The 17,167-nt window shown below is 40.5% G+C and carries 16 protein-coding genes; 8 read left to right on the forward strand and 8 right to left on the reverse strand.

Translation table 11 applies throughout. The features are described from left to right. Window positions 1-5 precede the first annotated feature (5 nt). From ACYX4O_RS16875 to ACYX4O_RS16885, 3 genes are all read left to right on the forward strand, one after another. Complete coding sequence (locus ACYX4O_RS16875) at window positions 6-1,310, forward strand: UDP-glucose dehydrogenase family protein (RefSeq protein WP_476352453.1); 1,305 nt, start codon at window positions 6-8, stop codon at window positions 1,308-1,310. 43 nt (window positions 1,311-1,353) lie between these two features. Then, the gene (locus ACYX4O_RS16880) at window positions 1,354-2,334 is read left to right on the forward strand and encodes an NAD-dependent epimerase/dehydratase family protein (protein WP_476352455.1); all 981 of its coding nucleotides are present in this window, start codon (window positions 1,354-1,356) and stop codon (window positions 2,332-2,334) included. 71 nt (window positions 2,335-2,405) lie between these two features. Further along, window positions 2,406-2,822, forward strand: coding sequence for a VOC family protein (locus tag ACYX4O_RS16885; protein WP_476352457.1), 417 nt, complete (start codon window positions 2,406-2,408; stop codon window positions 2,820-2,822). A gap of 44 nt (window positions 2,823-2,866) precedes the next feature. Here the strand turns inward: ACYX4O_RS16885 and pruA are convergent, their stop codons facing one another. Beyond that, a complete protein-coding gene (pruA, locus tag ACYX4O_RS16890; RefSeq protein ID WP_476352459.1) occupies window positions 2,867-4,414 on the reverse strand; it encodes an L-glutamate gamma-semialdehyde dehydrogenase in 1,548 nt (515 codons plus the stop codon). Between the two features lie 43 nt (window positions 4,415-4,457). After that, window positions 4,458-5,375, reverse strand: a complete 918-nt coding sequence (locus ACYX4O_RS16895; RefSeq protein ID WP_476352461.1) for a proline dehydrogenase family protein — start codon at window positions 5,373-5,375, stop codon at window positions 4,458-4,460. A gap of 1,107 nt (window positions 5,376-6,482) precedes the next feature. Here ACYX4O_RS16895 and spxA point away from each other — a divergent pair. Next, the gene (spxA, locus tag ACYX4O_RS16900) at window positions 6,483-6,878 is read left to right on the forward strand and encodes a transcriptional regulator SpxA (protein WP_188652083.1); all 396 of its coding nucleotides are present in this window, start codon (window positions 6,483-6,485) and stop codon (window positions 6,876-6,878) included. A 79-nt stretch (window positions 6,879-6,957) separates the two neighbouring features. Here spxA and ACYX4O_RS16905 read toward each other — a convergent pair whose 3' ends face one another. The 3 genes from ACYX4O_RS16905 to ACYX4O_RS16915 are packed head-to-tail and all read right to left on the reverse strand — an operon-like array spanning window position 6,958 to window position 9,124. Beyond that, a complete protein-coding gene (locus tag ACYX4O_RS16905; RefSeq protein WP_476352463.1) occupies window positions 6,958-7,674 on the reverse strand; it encodes an amino acid ABC transporter ATP-binding protein in 717 nt (238 codons plus the stop codon). After that, entirely contained in the window at window positions 7,667-8,314 is a 648-nt protein-coding gene (locus ACYX4O_RS16910; protein ID WP_476352465.1) for an amino acid ABC transporter permease, read from the reverse strand. Before ACYX4O_RS16910 ends, ACYX4O_RS16905 begins: the two co-directional genes overlap by 8 nt. 18 nt (window positions 8,315-8,332) lie before the next feature. Continuing rightward, window positions 8,333-9,124, reverse strand: coding sequence for a transporter substrate-binding domain-containing protein (locus tag ACYX4O_RS16915; RefSeq protein WP_476352467.1), 792 nt, complete (start codon window positions 9,122-9,124; stop codon window positions 8,333-8,335). A 315-nt stretch (window positions 9,125-9,439) separates the two neighbouring features. Here ACYX4O_RS16915 and ACYX4O_RS16920 point away from each other — a divergent pair, with 315 nt between their 5' ends. Beyond that, entirely contained in the window at window positions 9,440-11,143 is a 1,704-nt protein-coding gene (locus ACYX4O_RS16920; RefSeq protein WP_476352468.1) for a M3 family oligoendopeptidase, read from the forward strand. Between the two features lie 50 nt (window positions 11,144-11,193). Here the strand turns inward: ACYX4O_RS16920 and ACYX4O_RS16925 are convergent, their stop codons facing one another. Next, window positions 11,194-11,544 carry a VOC family protein gene (locus tag ACYX4O_RS16925; protein ID WP_476352470.1) on the reverse strand — a complete coding sequence of 117 codons (351 nt, stop codon included), beginning with the start codon at window positions 11,542-11,544 and terminating at the stop codon, window positions 11,194-11,196. Window positions 11,545-11,759: 215 nt separating this feature from the next. On the opposite strand from ACYX4O_RS16925, the gene ACYX4O_RS16930 reads away from it, so the two are divergent. Beyond that, window positions 11,760-12,392, forward strand: coding sequence for a LysE family translocator (locus ACYX4O_RS16930; protein WP_476352472.1), 633 nt, complete (start codon window positions 11,760-11,762; stop codon window positions 12,390-12,392). Window positions 12,393-12,462: 70 nt separating this feature from the next. Continuing rightward, window positions 12,463-13,221: a YqcI/YcgG family protein gene (locus ACYX4O_RS16935; RefSeq protein ID WP_476352474.1), complete on the forward strand. Its 759-nt coding sequence runs from the start codon at window positions 12,463-12,465 to the stop codon at window positions 13,219-13,221. A gap of 118 nt (window positions 13,222-13,339) precedes the next feature. Here the strand turns inward: ACYX4O_RS16935 and ACYX4O_RS16940 are convergent, their stop codons facing one another. After that, window positions 13,340-14,641, reverse strand: a complete 1,302-nt coding sequence (locus tag ACYX4O_RS16940; protein WP_476352476.1) for an amino acid permease — start codon at window positions 14,639-14,641, stop codon at window positions 13,340-13,342. Window positions 14,642-14,772: 131 nt separating this feature from the next. Between ACYX4O_RS16940 and ACYX4O_RS16945 the strand changes: the two genes are divergently transcribed. Further along, window positions 14,773-15,717: an arginine deiminase family protein gene (locus ACYX4O_RS16945; RefSeq protein WP_476352478.1), complete on the forward strand. Its 945-nt coding sequence runs from the start codon at window positions 14,773-14,775 to the stop codon at window positions 15,715-15,717. A gap of 45 nt (window positions 15,718-15,762) precedes the next feature. Here ACYX4O_RS16945 and ACYX4O_RS16950 read toward each other — a convergent pair whose 3' ends face one another. After that, entirely contained in the window at window positions 15,763-16,995 is a 1,233-nt protein-coding gene (locus ACYX4O_RS16950; RefSeq protein ID WP_476352480.1) for a dicarboxylate/amino acid:cation symporter, read from the reverse strand. Window positions 16,996-17,167 lie beyond the last annotated feature (172 nt).

Raw genomic sequence — 17,167 nt, forward strand, 5'->3', positions numbered from 1 at the left:
TCATCTTGAAAGTTGCAATCATTGGAGCTGGATATGTTGGCACAACTACTGGTGTAGCATTCGCCTACCATGGTCATACTGTCACCTTAGTAGAGAAAGACGTAGATAAGATAGCAAAGCTCCAACAATCACAACTCCCCTTTTATGAAGAAGGGCTCGAAGGCTTGTTAAAAGAGCAAATGGAAGAACAACGGTTAACCATTACTAGCCATGTAGCTGATTCCATAAAGAACAACGACATCATTGTGATTGCGGTTGGAACCCCATCACTGCCAGGCGGGGGAGCTAATTTAGCCTTCGTGGAAGAAGTTGCCAGAGAGATTGGCCGTTCGATAACAGACTACACGGTCATTGCTACTAAGAGTACCGTCCCAGTAGGAACAGGCTTACACATTAAATCAGTCATACAAGAAGAGTTACATCGACTTCAAAAGTCTGTGAAATTTGACGTGGTATCGATTCCTGAATTCTTGCGGGAAGGGAAAGCCTTAACGGACGCTTTGTATCCTGATCGAATCGTAATAGGTCATGATTCAAGCCAGGCCAAACAAAAAATGAAAGAACTGTACCACAGCTATGACCAGCCAAAGCTTTACACAACCCTTAATGATGCAGAAATGATTAAGTACGCATCCAATGCCTTCTTAGCGACTAAAATATCCTTTGTAAATGAGTTAGCAAGATTGTGTGAGCACACGGGGGCAAATATAACGGAGGTAGCAAAAGGCATGGGACTTGACCCTCGAATAGGTAATCAATTCCTTCAGGCCGGAATTGGCTATGGTGGATCTTGTTTTCCGAAGGATTTACAAGCTTTAATTGAAATAGGTTCTAAGAACGAAATCCCTCTAACGATTTTAGAAGCTGTAACAAACGTAAACCAAAGTCAGCATACCTGGTTTCTTGAGAAAGTAAAACAAGAACTTGGCCCCCTGAAGGGGAAGCGCATTGCTCTATTAGGGATGTCATTTAAACCTGGAACAGATGATATAAGAGAAGCCGTCTCTTTAAAAATCATCCACCACTTATTGGAACAAGAAGCGGTGGTATCGGCATTTGACCCTCAATCTACCCATCTAGTTCGTTCGATCTATCCTCAAATTGATTACAAAAAAAGTCCGATCGAAACTGTCCACAACGCTGATGCTGTCCTCTTAGTCACGGAATGGGATGAGATCGTAAATACGAACTGGGAACGAGTGTCTCAATTGGTCAATAGGCCTTTATTGTTTGATGGAAGGAACGCATTATCATCTCATAAAATGAGATCATTAGGTTTCACTTATTATGGGGTGGGATTAACACAATAAACAGGATTTAAAAATTTAAAATAGCCCAGAGAGGAGGCTACTTATGACAAATCCTATTCAAAGTGTGTTAGTGACGGGGTGCGCTGGATTTATCGGCTTTCACCTCTCTAGAAGATTATTAGATGAAGGTATAACCGTGGTCGGTATTGATAACCTCAATGATTATTATGAGCCACAATTGAAACGAGATCGATTACAAATCCTTCATCACTACCCAGCTTTTCAATTTGAAGATCTTTCCTTAACTCAACTGCCCTTACTAAAAAGATTATTTAACCGCCATTCCTTTGATGCAGTCATCCATTTGGCAGCACAAGCTGGTGTTCGGTATAGCCTAGAAAACCCCTTCGCCTATATTGATTCAAATATCACGGGGTTCACCACAATGCTAGAATGCTGTAAAGAATCGAACACGAATCACTTCCTGTATGCATCTTCGAGTTCAGTTTACGGAAAGAACCAGAAGACCCCTTTCTCCACAACCGATCAAGTTGACTCTCCTGTTAGTTTATATGCAGCCACCAAAAAATCGAACGAAGTAATCGCCCACGCCTATAGTCACTTATATCAAATCCCTACAACTGGTTTACGATTCTTCACTGTATATGGCCCATTTGGAAGACCTGATATGGCTTATTTTACGTTCGCAAATAAAATCGTAAAAAACGAACCTATTGACCTTTATAATTATGGAAAAATGAGACGGGACTTTACTTATATTGATGATGTCGTAGAAGCGATCTTACGCTTGTTGAAGAAAGGTCCTCCAAGCAACCCGATTTACCGATTACACAATATAGGAAACAATACTCCTGTTTCACTCGAATACTTTGTTCAACTCATTGAAGATCAAATCGGTCGAACGGCGAAAAAGAATTACTTGCCTCTGCAACCTGGAGATGTCGAAGAAACTTACGCAGATATAGATGATTTAACCAAAGAGATCAACTATCAACCTACTACCTCCATCGAAGAAGGGATCCAGAAGTTCGTGGCATGGTATAAGAGCTATTATGGTCTGTAAAGTCTTCGCCTCCTTTTGATGGTAGTGTTGTATGTTACAATAGGACCAATATATCTACGAGGAGAATCATAATGGAAAAACACTTCGACCATATCGGTATAGCCGTTCGAAATATTGAAGAGAGCATCAATTTTCACCAAAATGTTTTAGGAGCAACGTTAATTGACCGTTACCGGAATGAAGGAACCGGGGTAGAAAGTGAAATTGCCATCATGGACGTTAACGGATTTCGCACAGAGCTGCTAATGCCAACAAATAATACCACATCCCCAATTGCTCGATTTATAAAGCAAAAAGGGAAAGGGGTTCATCACGTAGCCTATCGAGTCGCTGATCTGAACCAAACAATGAACGAATTAGAGGATAAGGGAGTCCGCATTCTAGAAGGCAGTCTACGCACCAATAAGCACGGACGCCGGTTACTATATGTAAACCCAATAGATACAGAAGGAACGATTATAGAATATTGTGATTATCCTAATCAATAAAAAAATGCTTCTCACTTAAGTGAGAAGCATTTTTACGTTCTGCCTTAATACATTTCTGAGATTGTTTTCGCTTGCATGTGGAGAGCGATATAATCTGGTCCACCCGCTTTAGAGTCAGTACCAGACATTTTGAATCCACCAAATGGCTGATATCCAACAATGGCACCAGTACAGTTACGGTTAAAATAAAGGTTACCTACATGGAAGTCGCGAGCTGCGATTTCCAAGTGCTGGCGGTTATCAGAGATGACCGCGCCTGTTAAGCCATATTCCGTATTGTTCGCAATCTCAATAGCTTCATCAAAGTCTTTCGCTTTTGTAAAGCAAACAACTGGTCCAAAGATCTCTTCTTGTTGCATGCGAGAATTTGGCGCAAGGTCTGCGAAAATCGTTGGTTCAATAAAGTAACCTTTGGAATCATCGCCTTTACCACCAGTCATAAGGCGACCTTCTTCTTTTCCTACTTCCATATAGGACATAATCTTGTCATATGCAGATTGATCTACAACTGGTCCCATGTATACATTGGATTCAGCTGCGTTTCCTACAGAAAGTTCCTTCGTACGAGCTACAACACGCTCTAGTACTTCATCGTATACATCTTGGTGTACAACAGCACGAGAACCAGACGAACATTTCTGACCTGAGAATCCAAATGCTGAAACAATGATCGCTTCTACAGCTGTGTCAATATTTGCTTCTTTATCGACAACAACCGTATCTTTACCGCCCATTTCAGCAATAACTTGCTTCAGGTGGTTTTGACCATTTTGACGTACAGATGCCTTCTCCATAATACGAAGACCAACGTCACGAGAACCTGTGAAGGAAATTAAAGCCGTCTTTGGATGTTCAATAAGATAATCGCCAACTTCGCCACCGCTTCCTGGTACAAAGTTAAGAACACCTTTAGGAAGTCCCGCTTCTTCTAAAATTTCAACAAATTTCGCCGCGATTACCGGGCTATTACTAGCTGGTTTCATAACCACTGTGTTCCCTGCTACAAGAGGTGCTACAGTAGTACCGGCCATAATAGCTAGCGCTAAGTTCCAAGGCGGGATTACCACAGTTACACCAATAGGTTGGTACACATAGCGGTTACGTTCGCCTGGACGGCTTTCAACATGCTTACCTTTATCGATTTCTAGCATTTGTCGTGCATAATATTCAAGAAAGTCAATCGCTTCTGCTGTATCTGCGTCTGCTTCTTTCCAAGGCTTACCTACTTCATAAACAAGATAAGCGGAAAGCTCATGCTTACGTCGTCGCATGATTGCAGAGGCACGAAGTAAAAGTCCAGCACGTGCTTCAGCAGACCATTTTCTCCAAGATTCGAAGGAGTTAGAAGCAGCTTGCATTGCCTTCTCGGCAAGCTCCTGAGTGGCCTTTGATACACGCCCAACAACTTGATCTGTATTAGCTGGGTTTGTGGAAACGATGTGATCATCCGTTAAGATGCGTTCTCCGTCCACAAGTAAATGGTGGTCTTGACCAAGCTGACCCTTTACCTGCTGCAAAGCATCCTCAAAAGCCTTCTTATTTTCTTTAACTGTGAAATCTGTGAATGGTTCGTGTTTGTACGGTTGTACCATCAATCATTTCCCCTTCCTCTTCATTATTTAAGCAGTAGCTAATTTATTTACTAAAGAGCCCTTTCACCGCAAAAGCGATGTTCGCCGGGCGCTCTGCTAACCTTCTCATGAAATACCCATACCAGTCTTCTCCATAAGGAAGATAGACCCGAACTTTGTAACCTTCCTGCAAAAGGTCTAGCTGCATTTGATTTCTCATGCCATAAAGCATCTGAAATTCAAAACGATCTTTTGGAATATTGTTCTTCTCAACAAAGTTCTTTGTAAAATCAATCATAGCCTCGTCATGAGAAGCAATCGCTGTATAATTCCCATTCAACAAATGCTTGGCAATTAATTTTTTCAAGTTATCATCTACCATCGATTTTTCCGTGAAGGCTACTTTTCCAGATTCCTTGTAAGCACCTTTTACAAGACGCAAGTATGCGTTATAGTCGCTTAATTCCTCAACGTCCTGGTTCGAACGGAATAGATACGATTGAATGACAGTACCAAGATTGTCGTAGTCTTTCTTGAAGTGTTTATACAACTCAAGCGTCTTCTCTGTACGAGATGAATCCTCCATATCGATTGTTACCACCACATCATATTGTTTTGCTGCCTCTAATATGCGTGTCATATTTTCATGAACAAGATCATGGCTGATATCAAGACCTAGGGAGGTCAATTTTAAACTTAGCTGCGTGTTCAACTGATGATTATGAATAGCCTGGATCGTACTTATGCATTCTTCGGCACGTTCTCTAGCTTCTGACTCTGAGTTCACGTATTCACCGAGATGATCCACCGTTACGTGCAGCCCCTGACTATTCAACTGTTGGATTAATGGAATGGCCTGGTCAAACGACTCTCCCCCCACAATCTTATCCGCACCAAGACGCGGCCCCCATTTCTTGGCCATCTTGTCGAGTACTGAACTATTGGATAATAATAAGAAGAAATTCTTACTTAACGCTTCCACGACCACCACACCCCTTCATCGTTGATGTAACGATTTCTTTTGATTAAAGAGATCCATTTATTGTGCTAAATGTTTTTCTATTAAGAAAATTATAACTTTTATAGTAGCTATACCACAACGTGCCCATACCACAAACTTCAGCCACAAATTTTGTGGTTTATACACAACCGCCAATGAAAGCGCTTCACCACCTATGATGTGTACCCCGATTCCCTAGAGATAAACATAAGTTTCCAAATTATCCAGCCAAACCCGCAACCGCTCTCTCTCATTCAGATATGAGCAGTTATCATGAAGACTCGAAGCTGAGACACTTGGTCAGGATAGGTCCGTTGCCAGAAGAGTGGTTGGGCAGGATGGGGGACAACTCGCTTTCCTGCGGGGAGCTGGGAAGCCTCCTCAATCGCTACGCGCTTTCCGGGGTCTTCCCGAGGCTCCTTACCCCGCGGGAGTCTCGCAGTCCCCCATCCTACCCTGAAGCTAATTAGGTAAACGGACCCACTTATTATAGTTGCTCTTAAGCCCCTCCTCCCACATGTGGCGAGTTTCCGTCTCCTCCCTATTTGGCGAAGGTGGGCCTGGAAATTGCGAGACTCCTGCGGGAGAAAGAGGTAGACGAGACCCCGCAGGGTGGTTTTCCCGAGGAGGCTCGACACCTCGCCCGCGGAAAGCGAGTGGTTTCCAGGCCCACCTTACGCTCAATAAAAGTTAACGGAAACATTCTCTCAACTTCTACTTTCCCATATGCCTTATATGCAAAAGTAGAATATTGGATTATTATTAATAAATTAACTATCTCAAATCAAAGATATTTATGTTACAATCAAATCACGGCGAAAACAGCCGGGTGTGCCATCAATGCATACATGTATCAAATAACGGGTATTGGACAAGCATATGCAAGGAAAATAACCTATGACTTTATCATACTTTCACATCAATAGCTGAGGAATGAATTCCCTCATATTTGGGAGAATTATCATTTTGCCCAGTTCCATACCAAGTGGTATACTAGGGAATGTAAGTTAGCTTACATCGACCTTAATCTATACGATGTAAAGTGAAAAAGTAAGGTAACATTCAAATGACCATTAGGAGGTTCATTGCATGATTACACTTTATTTATCTCCAAGTTGTACATCTTGCCGTAAAGCGAAAGCGTGGTTTGAGGAACATAACTTAGAGTACACAGAACGCAACATTTTCTCTGAACCTTTATCTGCAGACGAAGTAAAAGAAATCGTTCGTATGACAGAAGACGGGACGAAAGAAATTATTTCTGAACGTTCAAAGGTCTTTAAAGAGTTAGATGTAGATTTAGATGATCTAACAATGCGTGAACTATATGAGCTAATCGAACAGAACCCAAGCATTTTGAAGCGTCCGATTATGCTTGATGAGAAGCGTCTGCAAGTTGGCTTTAACGAAGATGAGATTCGTAGTTTCCTTCCACGAAAAGTTCGCACATATCAGCTTGAAGAAGCATTACAAAGCGCTAACTAATCCTTTGGATTGTCTCCGCCTTTGTATTGGATAACATGAAAATGCCCTCTATATGAAATATAGAGGGCTTTATTTATGATTATAAGACTTTCTGTAAGAAAGACTGCGCTCTTTCAGTTGAAGGATTGTTAAAGAATTGAAGAGGGGATGTTTCTTCGACTACCGCCCCTTGGTCAAGGAAGATAATTCGATCAGCTACTTCACGTGCAAAAGCCATTTCGTGTGTCACAATAACCATTGTCATGCCTGTGCTAGCAAGTTGCTTCATAACATCCAAAACTTCTTTCACCATTTCTGGGTCTAGCGCTGAAGTTGGTTCATCAAAAAGCATAATTTCAGGATGCATAGCAAGGGCTCTAGCTATAGCTACCCTCTGTTTTTGGCCACCTGATAGTGAATTCGGATAACTATCTGCCTTATCCGATAATCCGACCGTATTAAGAAGCTTTTTCGCATTCTCTTCAGCCTCTTTCTTACTCGTCCCGTGTGTTTCCATAGGAGCAAATGTAATATTTTGAAGCACGGTCATATGTGGAAAGAGATGAAAATGTTGAAAGACCATTCCTGTTTTCTCACGAATTTGAGTCACGTTTTGTTCATTGAGCTGTGTCCCGTCGATATAGACTTGACCTTCTGTTGGTTGTTCTAATCCATTTAAACAACGTAGAAACGTTGATTTACCTGACCCAGATGGTCCAATTACTGCAACTACTTCCGTTTTATTTATCTCTGTCGTTATATGATTTAGAACAGGCGTCTTCTTGAATGTTTTAGATAATTGATTCACTTTAATCACTGTAACTCAACCTTCTTTCTACTCTGGATCCGTACATCTCTAGCACCCGAACCATAAGGAAATATAAGATCAACGGAATTGTTAAAGCTCCAATATAGTTGTATGTGTCCGCTGCGACAATTTGTCCTCTGCGCATGATATCTGATACACCAATAACAGAGATAACAGCCGACTCTTTCAGTAACATGATCCCTTCATTCATTAAAGCAGGTAAAATGTGCTTGATCGCCTGTGGCAAAATGATTTTCCTCATTGCCTTGAAATATGGGATGTTGAGTGCTTTAGCCGCTTCAAATTGGCCTTTATCCACGGATTGAATACCGGCTCTAATGATTTCAGAAATGTAAGCAGCGGAGTTTAATGAAAATGCAATTACTCCTGCTACAAACGGCTCAATGTTCCAAGGTGTTACTTGTGGAATAACGTAATAAATATAGACAAGTTGCAGGATAAGAGGAGTCCCTCTGAAGAAAGCTGTATAAGCCCCTGCGATCTTTCCTAATACTTTACTTTTTCCAAGTTTCGCAAGAGCCACTCCGATCCCTAGTATGAAACCTATAACTCCAGATAGTAATACGAATTTTAGTGTTATGAGAATCCCCTCTAAAATAAAGGGGATTGACGGGATAATCTCTTCCATATCGTTCCACTCCTTGCCTTATTCGGACTTTCCTCCGTTTTCAAACCATTTCTTAATTAGTTCATCCATCTTGCCGCTTTCTTTCATCTTCTCAATTTCTTTATTAAATTCTTCAACTAGCTCACTATCTTCAGGGAAGGCCGCAGCAGAACCTTTTGAAGTGTTTGGATCAAGAATGAATTGCTTTAGCTTCTCATTTTTTTCTAAATATCCACTTGTGACACTATCTTCGATAATAGCTGCGTCGATACGCCCTGTTTTTAACTCTTCTACAAGTTGTGGGATTAAGTCGCGTTGAATGACCTCAATACCTTCGTACTCTTCTTGAAGCTCTTTGGCCTTGCCTTCTTGGATGGAACCAAGTTGTACACCAATTTTCTTTCCTTCTAGATCACTTACTTCTTCTATTGATGCATCATCCATTGAAACTACAGCATTATGCGCTTCATAATAAATGTCTGAGAAATCCACTTGCTTTTCACGTTTTTCATTCGGAGACATTCCAGCAAATACGAAATCTACTTTGTTACTATTTAGAGCTGCAATTAACCCGCTAAAGTCCATGTTTTCAATTTTCAATTCATAACCTAGTTCCTCTGTGATGTGTTTCGCTATATCAATATCGAATCCGACAATTTCATCACTGTTTGCTGTATCTATGAACTCAAAAGGTTTATAGTCTGCCGATGTCCCCATAACTAATGTTTTCTTTCCGTCCTCTCCTTCACTATTTTCGGCTTCTGAACTGCCACAAGCTGCAAGGACGACCATCGCTGCCGTAATTGATAATATAAGTGCAAATTTCTTCATTTTTTGCTTCCCCCTGTTAATGTATGTTTATTAGATATTATGTATAATAACACACCTTGCCACGAATTAAATACCCTTTTTATAAATTTTTATACAAAAAAATGCATCCTATATACACAAGAATTTGTGTATGGCCATATTAAACCCCATCAAAGAAAACGCTTAACAAGCTGTTGTAAAGGCAAATATGCGGTCAAATTCTACCGAAGAAAAGGCTAGTTTGTATATGAACCCTATTTATATTAGGATCCATATTTTTGGAATTTTCTGTTTCATGATAAAATGTAGAAGGAGCTACTAAAGGAGGAACCGAGAATGTCGACTTTTTATCAAGAACGATATGACTTTTCAAAACCAGAAACGATTGAGTCTGAATTGAATAGACTCGTCCAAGAACCCATCGATTCAGTAGAGAAATTAGAAACGTGGATACTCACTCAAGCCAAAGTTTTTGATGCGATTGATGAAGGACTTAGAGGGCATTACATTGATTTCCAATGTCACAGTGATAGCCCTGAAGCGAAACGGGCCATTGAACGGGACCAGGAGAAGATTGAACCCCTCCTAAAAAGATACCGAGCAATACTAGACCAAAAATTTGTTGATTCCCCTCACAAAGAGGATCTAGATCCTGCTACATACGGTAGGTTTATAAAGATGAAGGAAAATGCATTGGAATTATTCCGAGAAGAAAATGTTGATATCGAAGTCGAAGAAGACCGATTAACAAATCAATACTTTGAAATTACCGGAAGCATTACAGTGAAATGGAACGGGGAAGAAAAGACACTTAGTCAGATGAGTCCTTATTTACAAGATCCTAATAGAAACATCAGGAAAGAAGCTTTCACGCTTATGAACGAAGCAAGACTACAGCATAAAGATCAATTGCAATCCATTATGGATCAACTTATTTCACTACGAGAGAAAAAAGCAAAAAACGCGGATTTAAACACGTTCACTGAGTATATGTTTAAAGAATATGAGCGATTCGATTACACTCCTGATGATTGTAAAGAATTAGCGAAATCAATTCAGGAACATGTTGTTCCTTTAAAGAATGAATTAATGAATAAAGAAAAGGAGCGCCTCGAGGTGGATACGTTGAAACCTTGGGATTTAAACGCATCACCCTCAGGCCAGAACCCTCTTAAACCTTTTCAATCGACTGAAGAGCTCATAAACAATTCTTCATTGATCTTCAAGAAACTCGATGAAGAATTTGCCCATTTACTAACTGATATGAATCAAAAAGGAACGCTTGATCTTGATACACGTAAAGGGAAAGCTCCAGGTGGATTTTGTGATTTCCTCCCATTATCCGGTATATCATTTATCTTTATGAATGCTGATACGTCCCATGACGACATGATTACCCTTCTGCATGAAATGGGACACTGTATTCATAATAGCCGAAGTCAGGAGATCCAACTTCCATCTTATCGTGAAGCACCAATGGAAAGTGCTGAACTTGCCAGTATGACGATGGAACTTCTTACAATGGATTATTGGGATCACTTCTATGATGATAAAGAAGATTTATTACGTGCTAAGCGCGAACAGCTAGAAGGGATTATCCACTTCCTTCCCGGGGGAATTGTTATCGATCAGTTCCAACATTGGTTGTACGAAAATCCTAACCATACTGCAAAAGAGCGTAATGAGAAATTTAAAGAATTGAAACAATCCTTTGGAGGGCAGCATGTAGACTGGTCAGAGAGCGAAGAGATCCTTGAGAATACCTGGCAGAAAGTCCTTCATATATTTGAAGTTCCGTTCTACTATGTGGAATATGTTATTGCTCAACTTGGCGCTGTTCAAATGTATAAACAGTACAAAGAAAGTCCAAAACAAACTCTTGAAAATTACAAATACGCTTTATCACTCGGGAATACGAAATCATTAAACGAAGTATATAAAGCAGCTGGTATCTCATTTGATTTCTCAGCAGAGATGATTCAGGAGTTAATGGCATTTGTTAGTGACGAACTAACAGCTTTAGAAACTTCCTACTCATAAGAAACGTAACGATCAAAGCCCATTCTTTATACAGAATGGGCTTTCTAACTTTAGGATGAAATAGCTGATAGGATGGTTACTGACATCCCGTTCGGAGCCTGTAAGGAATAAATCTTCTCCCCTTGCTCTTCAATAGGTCCATGAACCTCTACCCCATGTTCTTTAGCGAAAGTTGCAAATTCATCTGCCTCATCTACAACAATTTGAAGCATTGTTAAAGCATTCATGCACTCATTTTTATGCCAAAACTCAAGCCAGCTCTCACCCGCCTTAAAGATCCCACCTCGGTATTCTTCTGTGTCGCTCCATGAATTCTCCATCCCCAGTTTATGTTGGAAGAACTCCACCATTTCATCACTCTGTTCCGATACATCCACATATCGAAATCCCAATACATTCATGTAATATCCACCTCTTCAATTATAATCTCACTTAATAACGGTTATAGTTCCCAATAAAGCAAAATTGTAAAATCCTTTATACTGTCCGTGCTAAAGTCTGCAGACAACCACTACATGGACTCGTCTTCTTCTCTTAAAAAGACTCATTCAAAAAGGTATACTAGCGTCACTCTGTCGAATATACTAGTACGAATAATGGGACAAGGTGGGACGTTATGAATATCTTCTTTAGTTACATATTACTCGGACTTTCTTTATCTGCACCGATGGGGCCGATTAATGCCGCTCAATTAGATAAAGGAATTCGATTTGGTTTTTGGCATGCCTGGCTGGTGGGAGTTGGGGGCATGTTCGCAGATGGGATATTTATGCTGCTTATTTATTTTGGGGTGGCTCAATTCATTGATACGCCGCTTTTAAGAACCTTTTTGTGGTCATTTGGTTTTTTTGTTCTTTGTTATACTGGAATTGAAAGTATTGTGAAATCAAAAGCTCCTTCAGTAGAACGGCAGGAAACTCGAGGGGAAACGCTTGGGAAGTCGTTTCGGACAGGCTTCTTAATGGCTATATCTAACCCCTTAAGCATTTTGTTTTGGCTTGGGATTTACGGTTCTATACTTGCTCAAACCACAGATCAATATGGTCCTTATCAACTGCTCCTTTACAGCCTTGGCATCTTTCTCGGTATTACGATCTGGGATATCACGATGGCAGGACTTGCAACAGGCACCCGTCGGCTTGTGAGCTCAGGGGTTCAACGTGTTATTTCAGTCATTTCCGGTCTCGTATTAATCGGATTCGGTCTTTACTTCGGAGTACAGGCGTTTCGTCTTTTGTTTGGAGTATAGACAGACACCCATTCTCCCTCTCCTTAATAGGATAACCGTGTAAATCCTAAAGGAGAGGTTGTTTATAGAAGTGAATTTATATACAAAGAGTTGGATAGAGAGAAATAGTAATGAACTAGAAAGTTGGCAACAAGACGCCTATCTTGACTTCTCTTCAATGCTTTTGAACGAGGAAAATCCTTACCCTTGCGTCCCAGGAAAACAAGGTTTTGTGGGTGACATGTTACGCTTTGGTTTTGTTAAAGACATCACTAGTAAAGACAGCGCTATTCATATTGCTAACCTGCTAAAAGAATACGGTCCCCTATCAAGAGAAACAGGAATGTATGCCTCACTCGTGATTCTCTTTGATACGAGTGATTTAAAACGTAAACACACTTCCGTTGAAGAGTACGAGGAGATTTTCTGGACACTTCTTAGCGATGTCCACAAGGTCGATGAAACGCCTTGGCCAGAGGGCATCCCCCAAGACCCTCATCACACAAATTGGGAATTTTGTTTTGATGGAGAACCCTATTTCGCGTTTTGCGCAACACCTGCTCATACTTGTAGAAAAAGCAGACATTCCCCCTACTTTTTACTAGCTTTTCAACCGAGATGGGTATTTGACCAAATCAATGCCTCTACAACTCTCGGACAAAAGTTAAAGAAAGTGATTCGTAAACGTCTTGTGGATTACGATGGAATGGAAGCGCACCCGAGCCTGATGTGGTACGGTCAGGAAGAGAACTACGAATGGAAACAATACTTCCTTCGGGATGATCATACAACCCCATCACAATGCCCTTTTATGAGGATGAAGAACAGGTTAAAAGGCATACGACCTTAACTACCTTTACCCCTAACATTCTTGGTGGAAAGGGGGCTTTTATAGAACTACTGTCCATTGTTGAGAACAAAGGATTTTTTTCAGTGGTTCTATGGCCCCGTTTTTTCGTGAAACGCCATCATCCCCGCTTTCTTTCCTTTAACCAAGTAGCACTAGCGATTAATAATAAAAACAAAAGGCTGACAAAGAAACCTTTTCTGCTTACAGGATCCCATAATGTGCCCGTAATAGCTCCTACTATAAGCACGAAAGAAAATACAAATAAAATCGTATCCTTTAACCCTTTAGCCATTAATTTTCTATATGAAAAAAGGATGAAAATCCACGTATACAAAAGCATAAGTCCAGCAGCGGTAGTCACATACTCAAATAACTTCTCTGGCAACAGTAATGCGATGATAATGGATGCAATGACAACACACGTAATTAATATAAAAGCCGGTAGTGGTACTTTCCACTTCCCCTCTTTCGCAAACAACTTGGGAGCATCTCCTTCTTCTGCTAGCGTAACGAGCATTGTAGTTACAGCATACAAAGACGCGACCATTGTTGAGAAACCGGCTATAATAAGAACTCCATTAAAGGCATGAGAAACAAACGGCAAATCGTAACGTGCAAGTGCCGTTAAAAATGGACTTTCATCAGCATTAATAGCTGACAATGGAGTGAGCTTCACGACTAAGAATATAGATAAGACATAAAGCCCCGTTAACGAGGCCAACATGATTTTCCCCGATTTTGGAGCATCTCTTGGATCTTTCATTTCCTTTGCCATTAACCCCATCACTTCAATCCCTCCAAATGCATAAAAAGCGTAGATCAGCGCTACCCATAAACCTATTGCACCATTTGCAAAAAGAGATGTTGTTCCAGACCGATCCATTGGCTCCCCCACCTCAATCAGACCAAACAAAATAGCCGCTACGATGATGATAAACATTAAAATCGCAGCTACTTTCATGACTCCAAATAGATTCTCCATCTTTTCAACCTTCTCCACCCCAAGCAGTATAACGAAAAGGCCAAGTCCAGAAAAAACAGCTGAAAAAACCCATAATGGAATAGAAGGAAACCAAAATTGAGCAAAAATTCCAAGAGCCGTAAGCTGACTCCCCATAATAAGCATTTCTGAAGACCAGTATACCCATCCGTTACTAAAACCCGCCCAGCTTCCGTATGCTTGCTTTGCATATGTACGGAAAGAGCCCTTTTCAGGGTGATGAGCTGTCAACTTGGCCAAGGATTGAAATACAATATAAGTGGCCATACCAGCTAAAAGGTAAGCAACTAAAACAGACCAACCTGCTTTTTGTATGCTAATACTTGCGCCTAAAAAATACCCTGTACCTATGATACACCCAACCCCAATCAGTGACAGTTGCCACCAGGTTAAATGCCCTTCCTTAGCTTCCTTACTCACTTCTTCACCCCTTCCTCCTACTAATTGTTTTAGTTTTAGATAAACATCTAAGAATATGTGTCTTAGGAATGAAATTAACTTTAAAGGCAATAGTAAGGAGCAGAAGGAACCAATCAAAGGGAGGGCATCATATGGATATTAAGACTAATTGTTGGAATGAGTACGACGAGTTAAAGACCGTACTCGTTTGTTCGCCATCTGCGTTGGACGTTCCAGACGCCCAAACAGCTACAGATGTGCAATGGGAAAAGCCTGTCGACCAAAAGAAGGCACACGAGCATTTCCATAACCTTGTCCGTGCTATGGAGAATCACGGCATTAACGTGTTGGACTATTCAACGTATTTATCCCGCCAAGACGCATTACTTAGTCAGCAATTAATTAACCGATACTTTGTTCGTGACCTAGCTTGTGTATTTGGAAACACCCTCATCCCTGGTGAAGCTGGTAATTCTATGAGAAGACCTGAGTATATTCAGTCTCATTTCCTTTTTCTTGACTGGTTTGGGCCTAATCGCTTTAAAATACAAGCCAATAACAAAGGCAATGCTTTAGAATATGGTGATGTCATGATTCTAAGCAAAGATGCAGTGCTCATTAATATTGGACTTCGCACTAGCTATGAAGCCGTTCAGATGATGAAAGGTCATATTTTTAAAGCTGGATTCTCTGAGATTGGTGTTATTGATCTTCCGAGAAGACCGGATACCCTTCATTTAGACATGAATAGTAATGTAGCCGCTCAGGACGTATTCCTTGCAAAAAGCTACATGAGGTATTTGCCAATCCAAGTGTTAACCGACAAACATTCTAGTTATCAAATGACGCAGGAATTCTTAAACCGGCATGGATATGATATAGAGTGGACCAATGATGTTAAACATACCGTTGCTGATATCAATTTCCTTAATCTCGACCCTGAAACAATTCTAATTAGCACAAAAGCGAACAAAAAGATTCTCAAAAACCACCCGAAGTTAAAGAAGAAAAAGCTTGTTGAAATTGAGGTTGATGAATTGGAGAAAGGCGCCGGAGGAATAAGGTGCATGACGCTACCATTTGAAAGAAAGTCATAAAAAAGCCAGGCTCTCCGATCAAGAGAACCTGGCTTTTTTTATTCGTTAAGCAGAAGCTTGATTTTCACGCTTCTTCTCAGTTTGATTAATAATAGATGTTCCTACTAGATCACCTGTTACGTTAAGTGCAGTTGCACCCATACCAACAAGAACATCAATGGAGGCTAGAACAGCTACAGCTTCCATCGGTAATCCGACTTGAGTGAACACCGTAGCGATCATCACAATACCAGCACCTGGGACACCTGCTGTACCAATTGATGCAAGAGTACCAATAATGACAATCATAAGCATGTCAGTGAACCCAAGCGCAGCATTCGTATAGTTTGCTGCAAATACTGCTGATACAGCAATGCGAATCGCAGCACCGTCCATGTTAATGGTAGCTCCTAGCGGGAGGCTGAACCCATAAAGACTCTTCGATAATCCTAAACGGCTAGCCGCGTTTAAGGTAACAGGTAACGTACCTGAACTACTTTGTGTTACGAACGCAGTAATCATTGGCGTTCGAGCCTGAGAGAAGAATTCTTTTGGACTCATCTTGAATACAATCATTAAGATTGTATAAAGGACAATTTGTACAAGAATAGCAACATACAACACGAGTACCATGTTTCCAAGCGAAAGGATTGTATCGATCCCTTGGCTTCCGACTGTTTGAGCAATAATCGCAAAGATTCCAATAGGGATATACTGAAGAATCACATTCATAACCTTAAATGTAGCTTCATTTAATCCATTAAATAACTTATACACATGCTCTCCAAGTTCACCATATTCATCTGAGTTACGTAGTGCTGAGATGGCAATACCAAAAACAAGTGAAGTAAATATAATACCAAGTAAGTTCATTTCAGAGAATGCTGTTACAATATTTGTTGGAACAATATTCAGTAACACACTCGCTATACCTGGGTGTTCATTAGCCTCGATTGTCTCATTGGTATCAACAGAAACTCCTGTACCAGGATCAAATAAACTGGCTACAAGCAATCCGACTGTGATCGCTAATGCAGACGTCGCCACATAGTAAAGGAACATTTTCCCTCCCATGCGTCCTAAGTTGCTTGCACGTGTTTGATTTACTCCTACAATTAATGTAAAGAATATGAGCGGAATGATGATAAATTGTAATAAACGCATTAATAAGTCGCCAAGTGGTGACAATACATATGTTTGGTCACCAAAGATCAAACCTACGATAATACCTATTATAAGTGCTACTGTTATCTTTAGAATTAGAGATGCGTTTACATACCCTTTAAATAATCGACCCATAAGCTCCCTCCTCTTTCTATTCATTATTATTCCTATCATTTTAATCGGCTTTAACGGTTATTAAACTTACTAGATTTCTTACAAATTGTCAAAGGTTTGTTTTTCCAATCCTTTTTATTTACTTATAAGAACGAAATTCGCTCTCTTACACCCCATAGTGTAGCAATTCACT

It is taken from the genome of Pontibacillus sp. ABV4_188 (assembly GCF_056311905.1).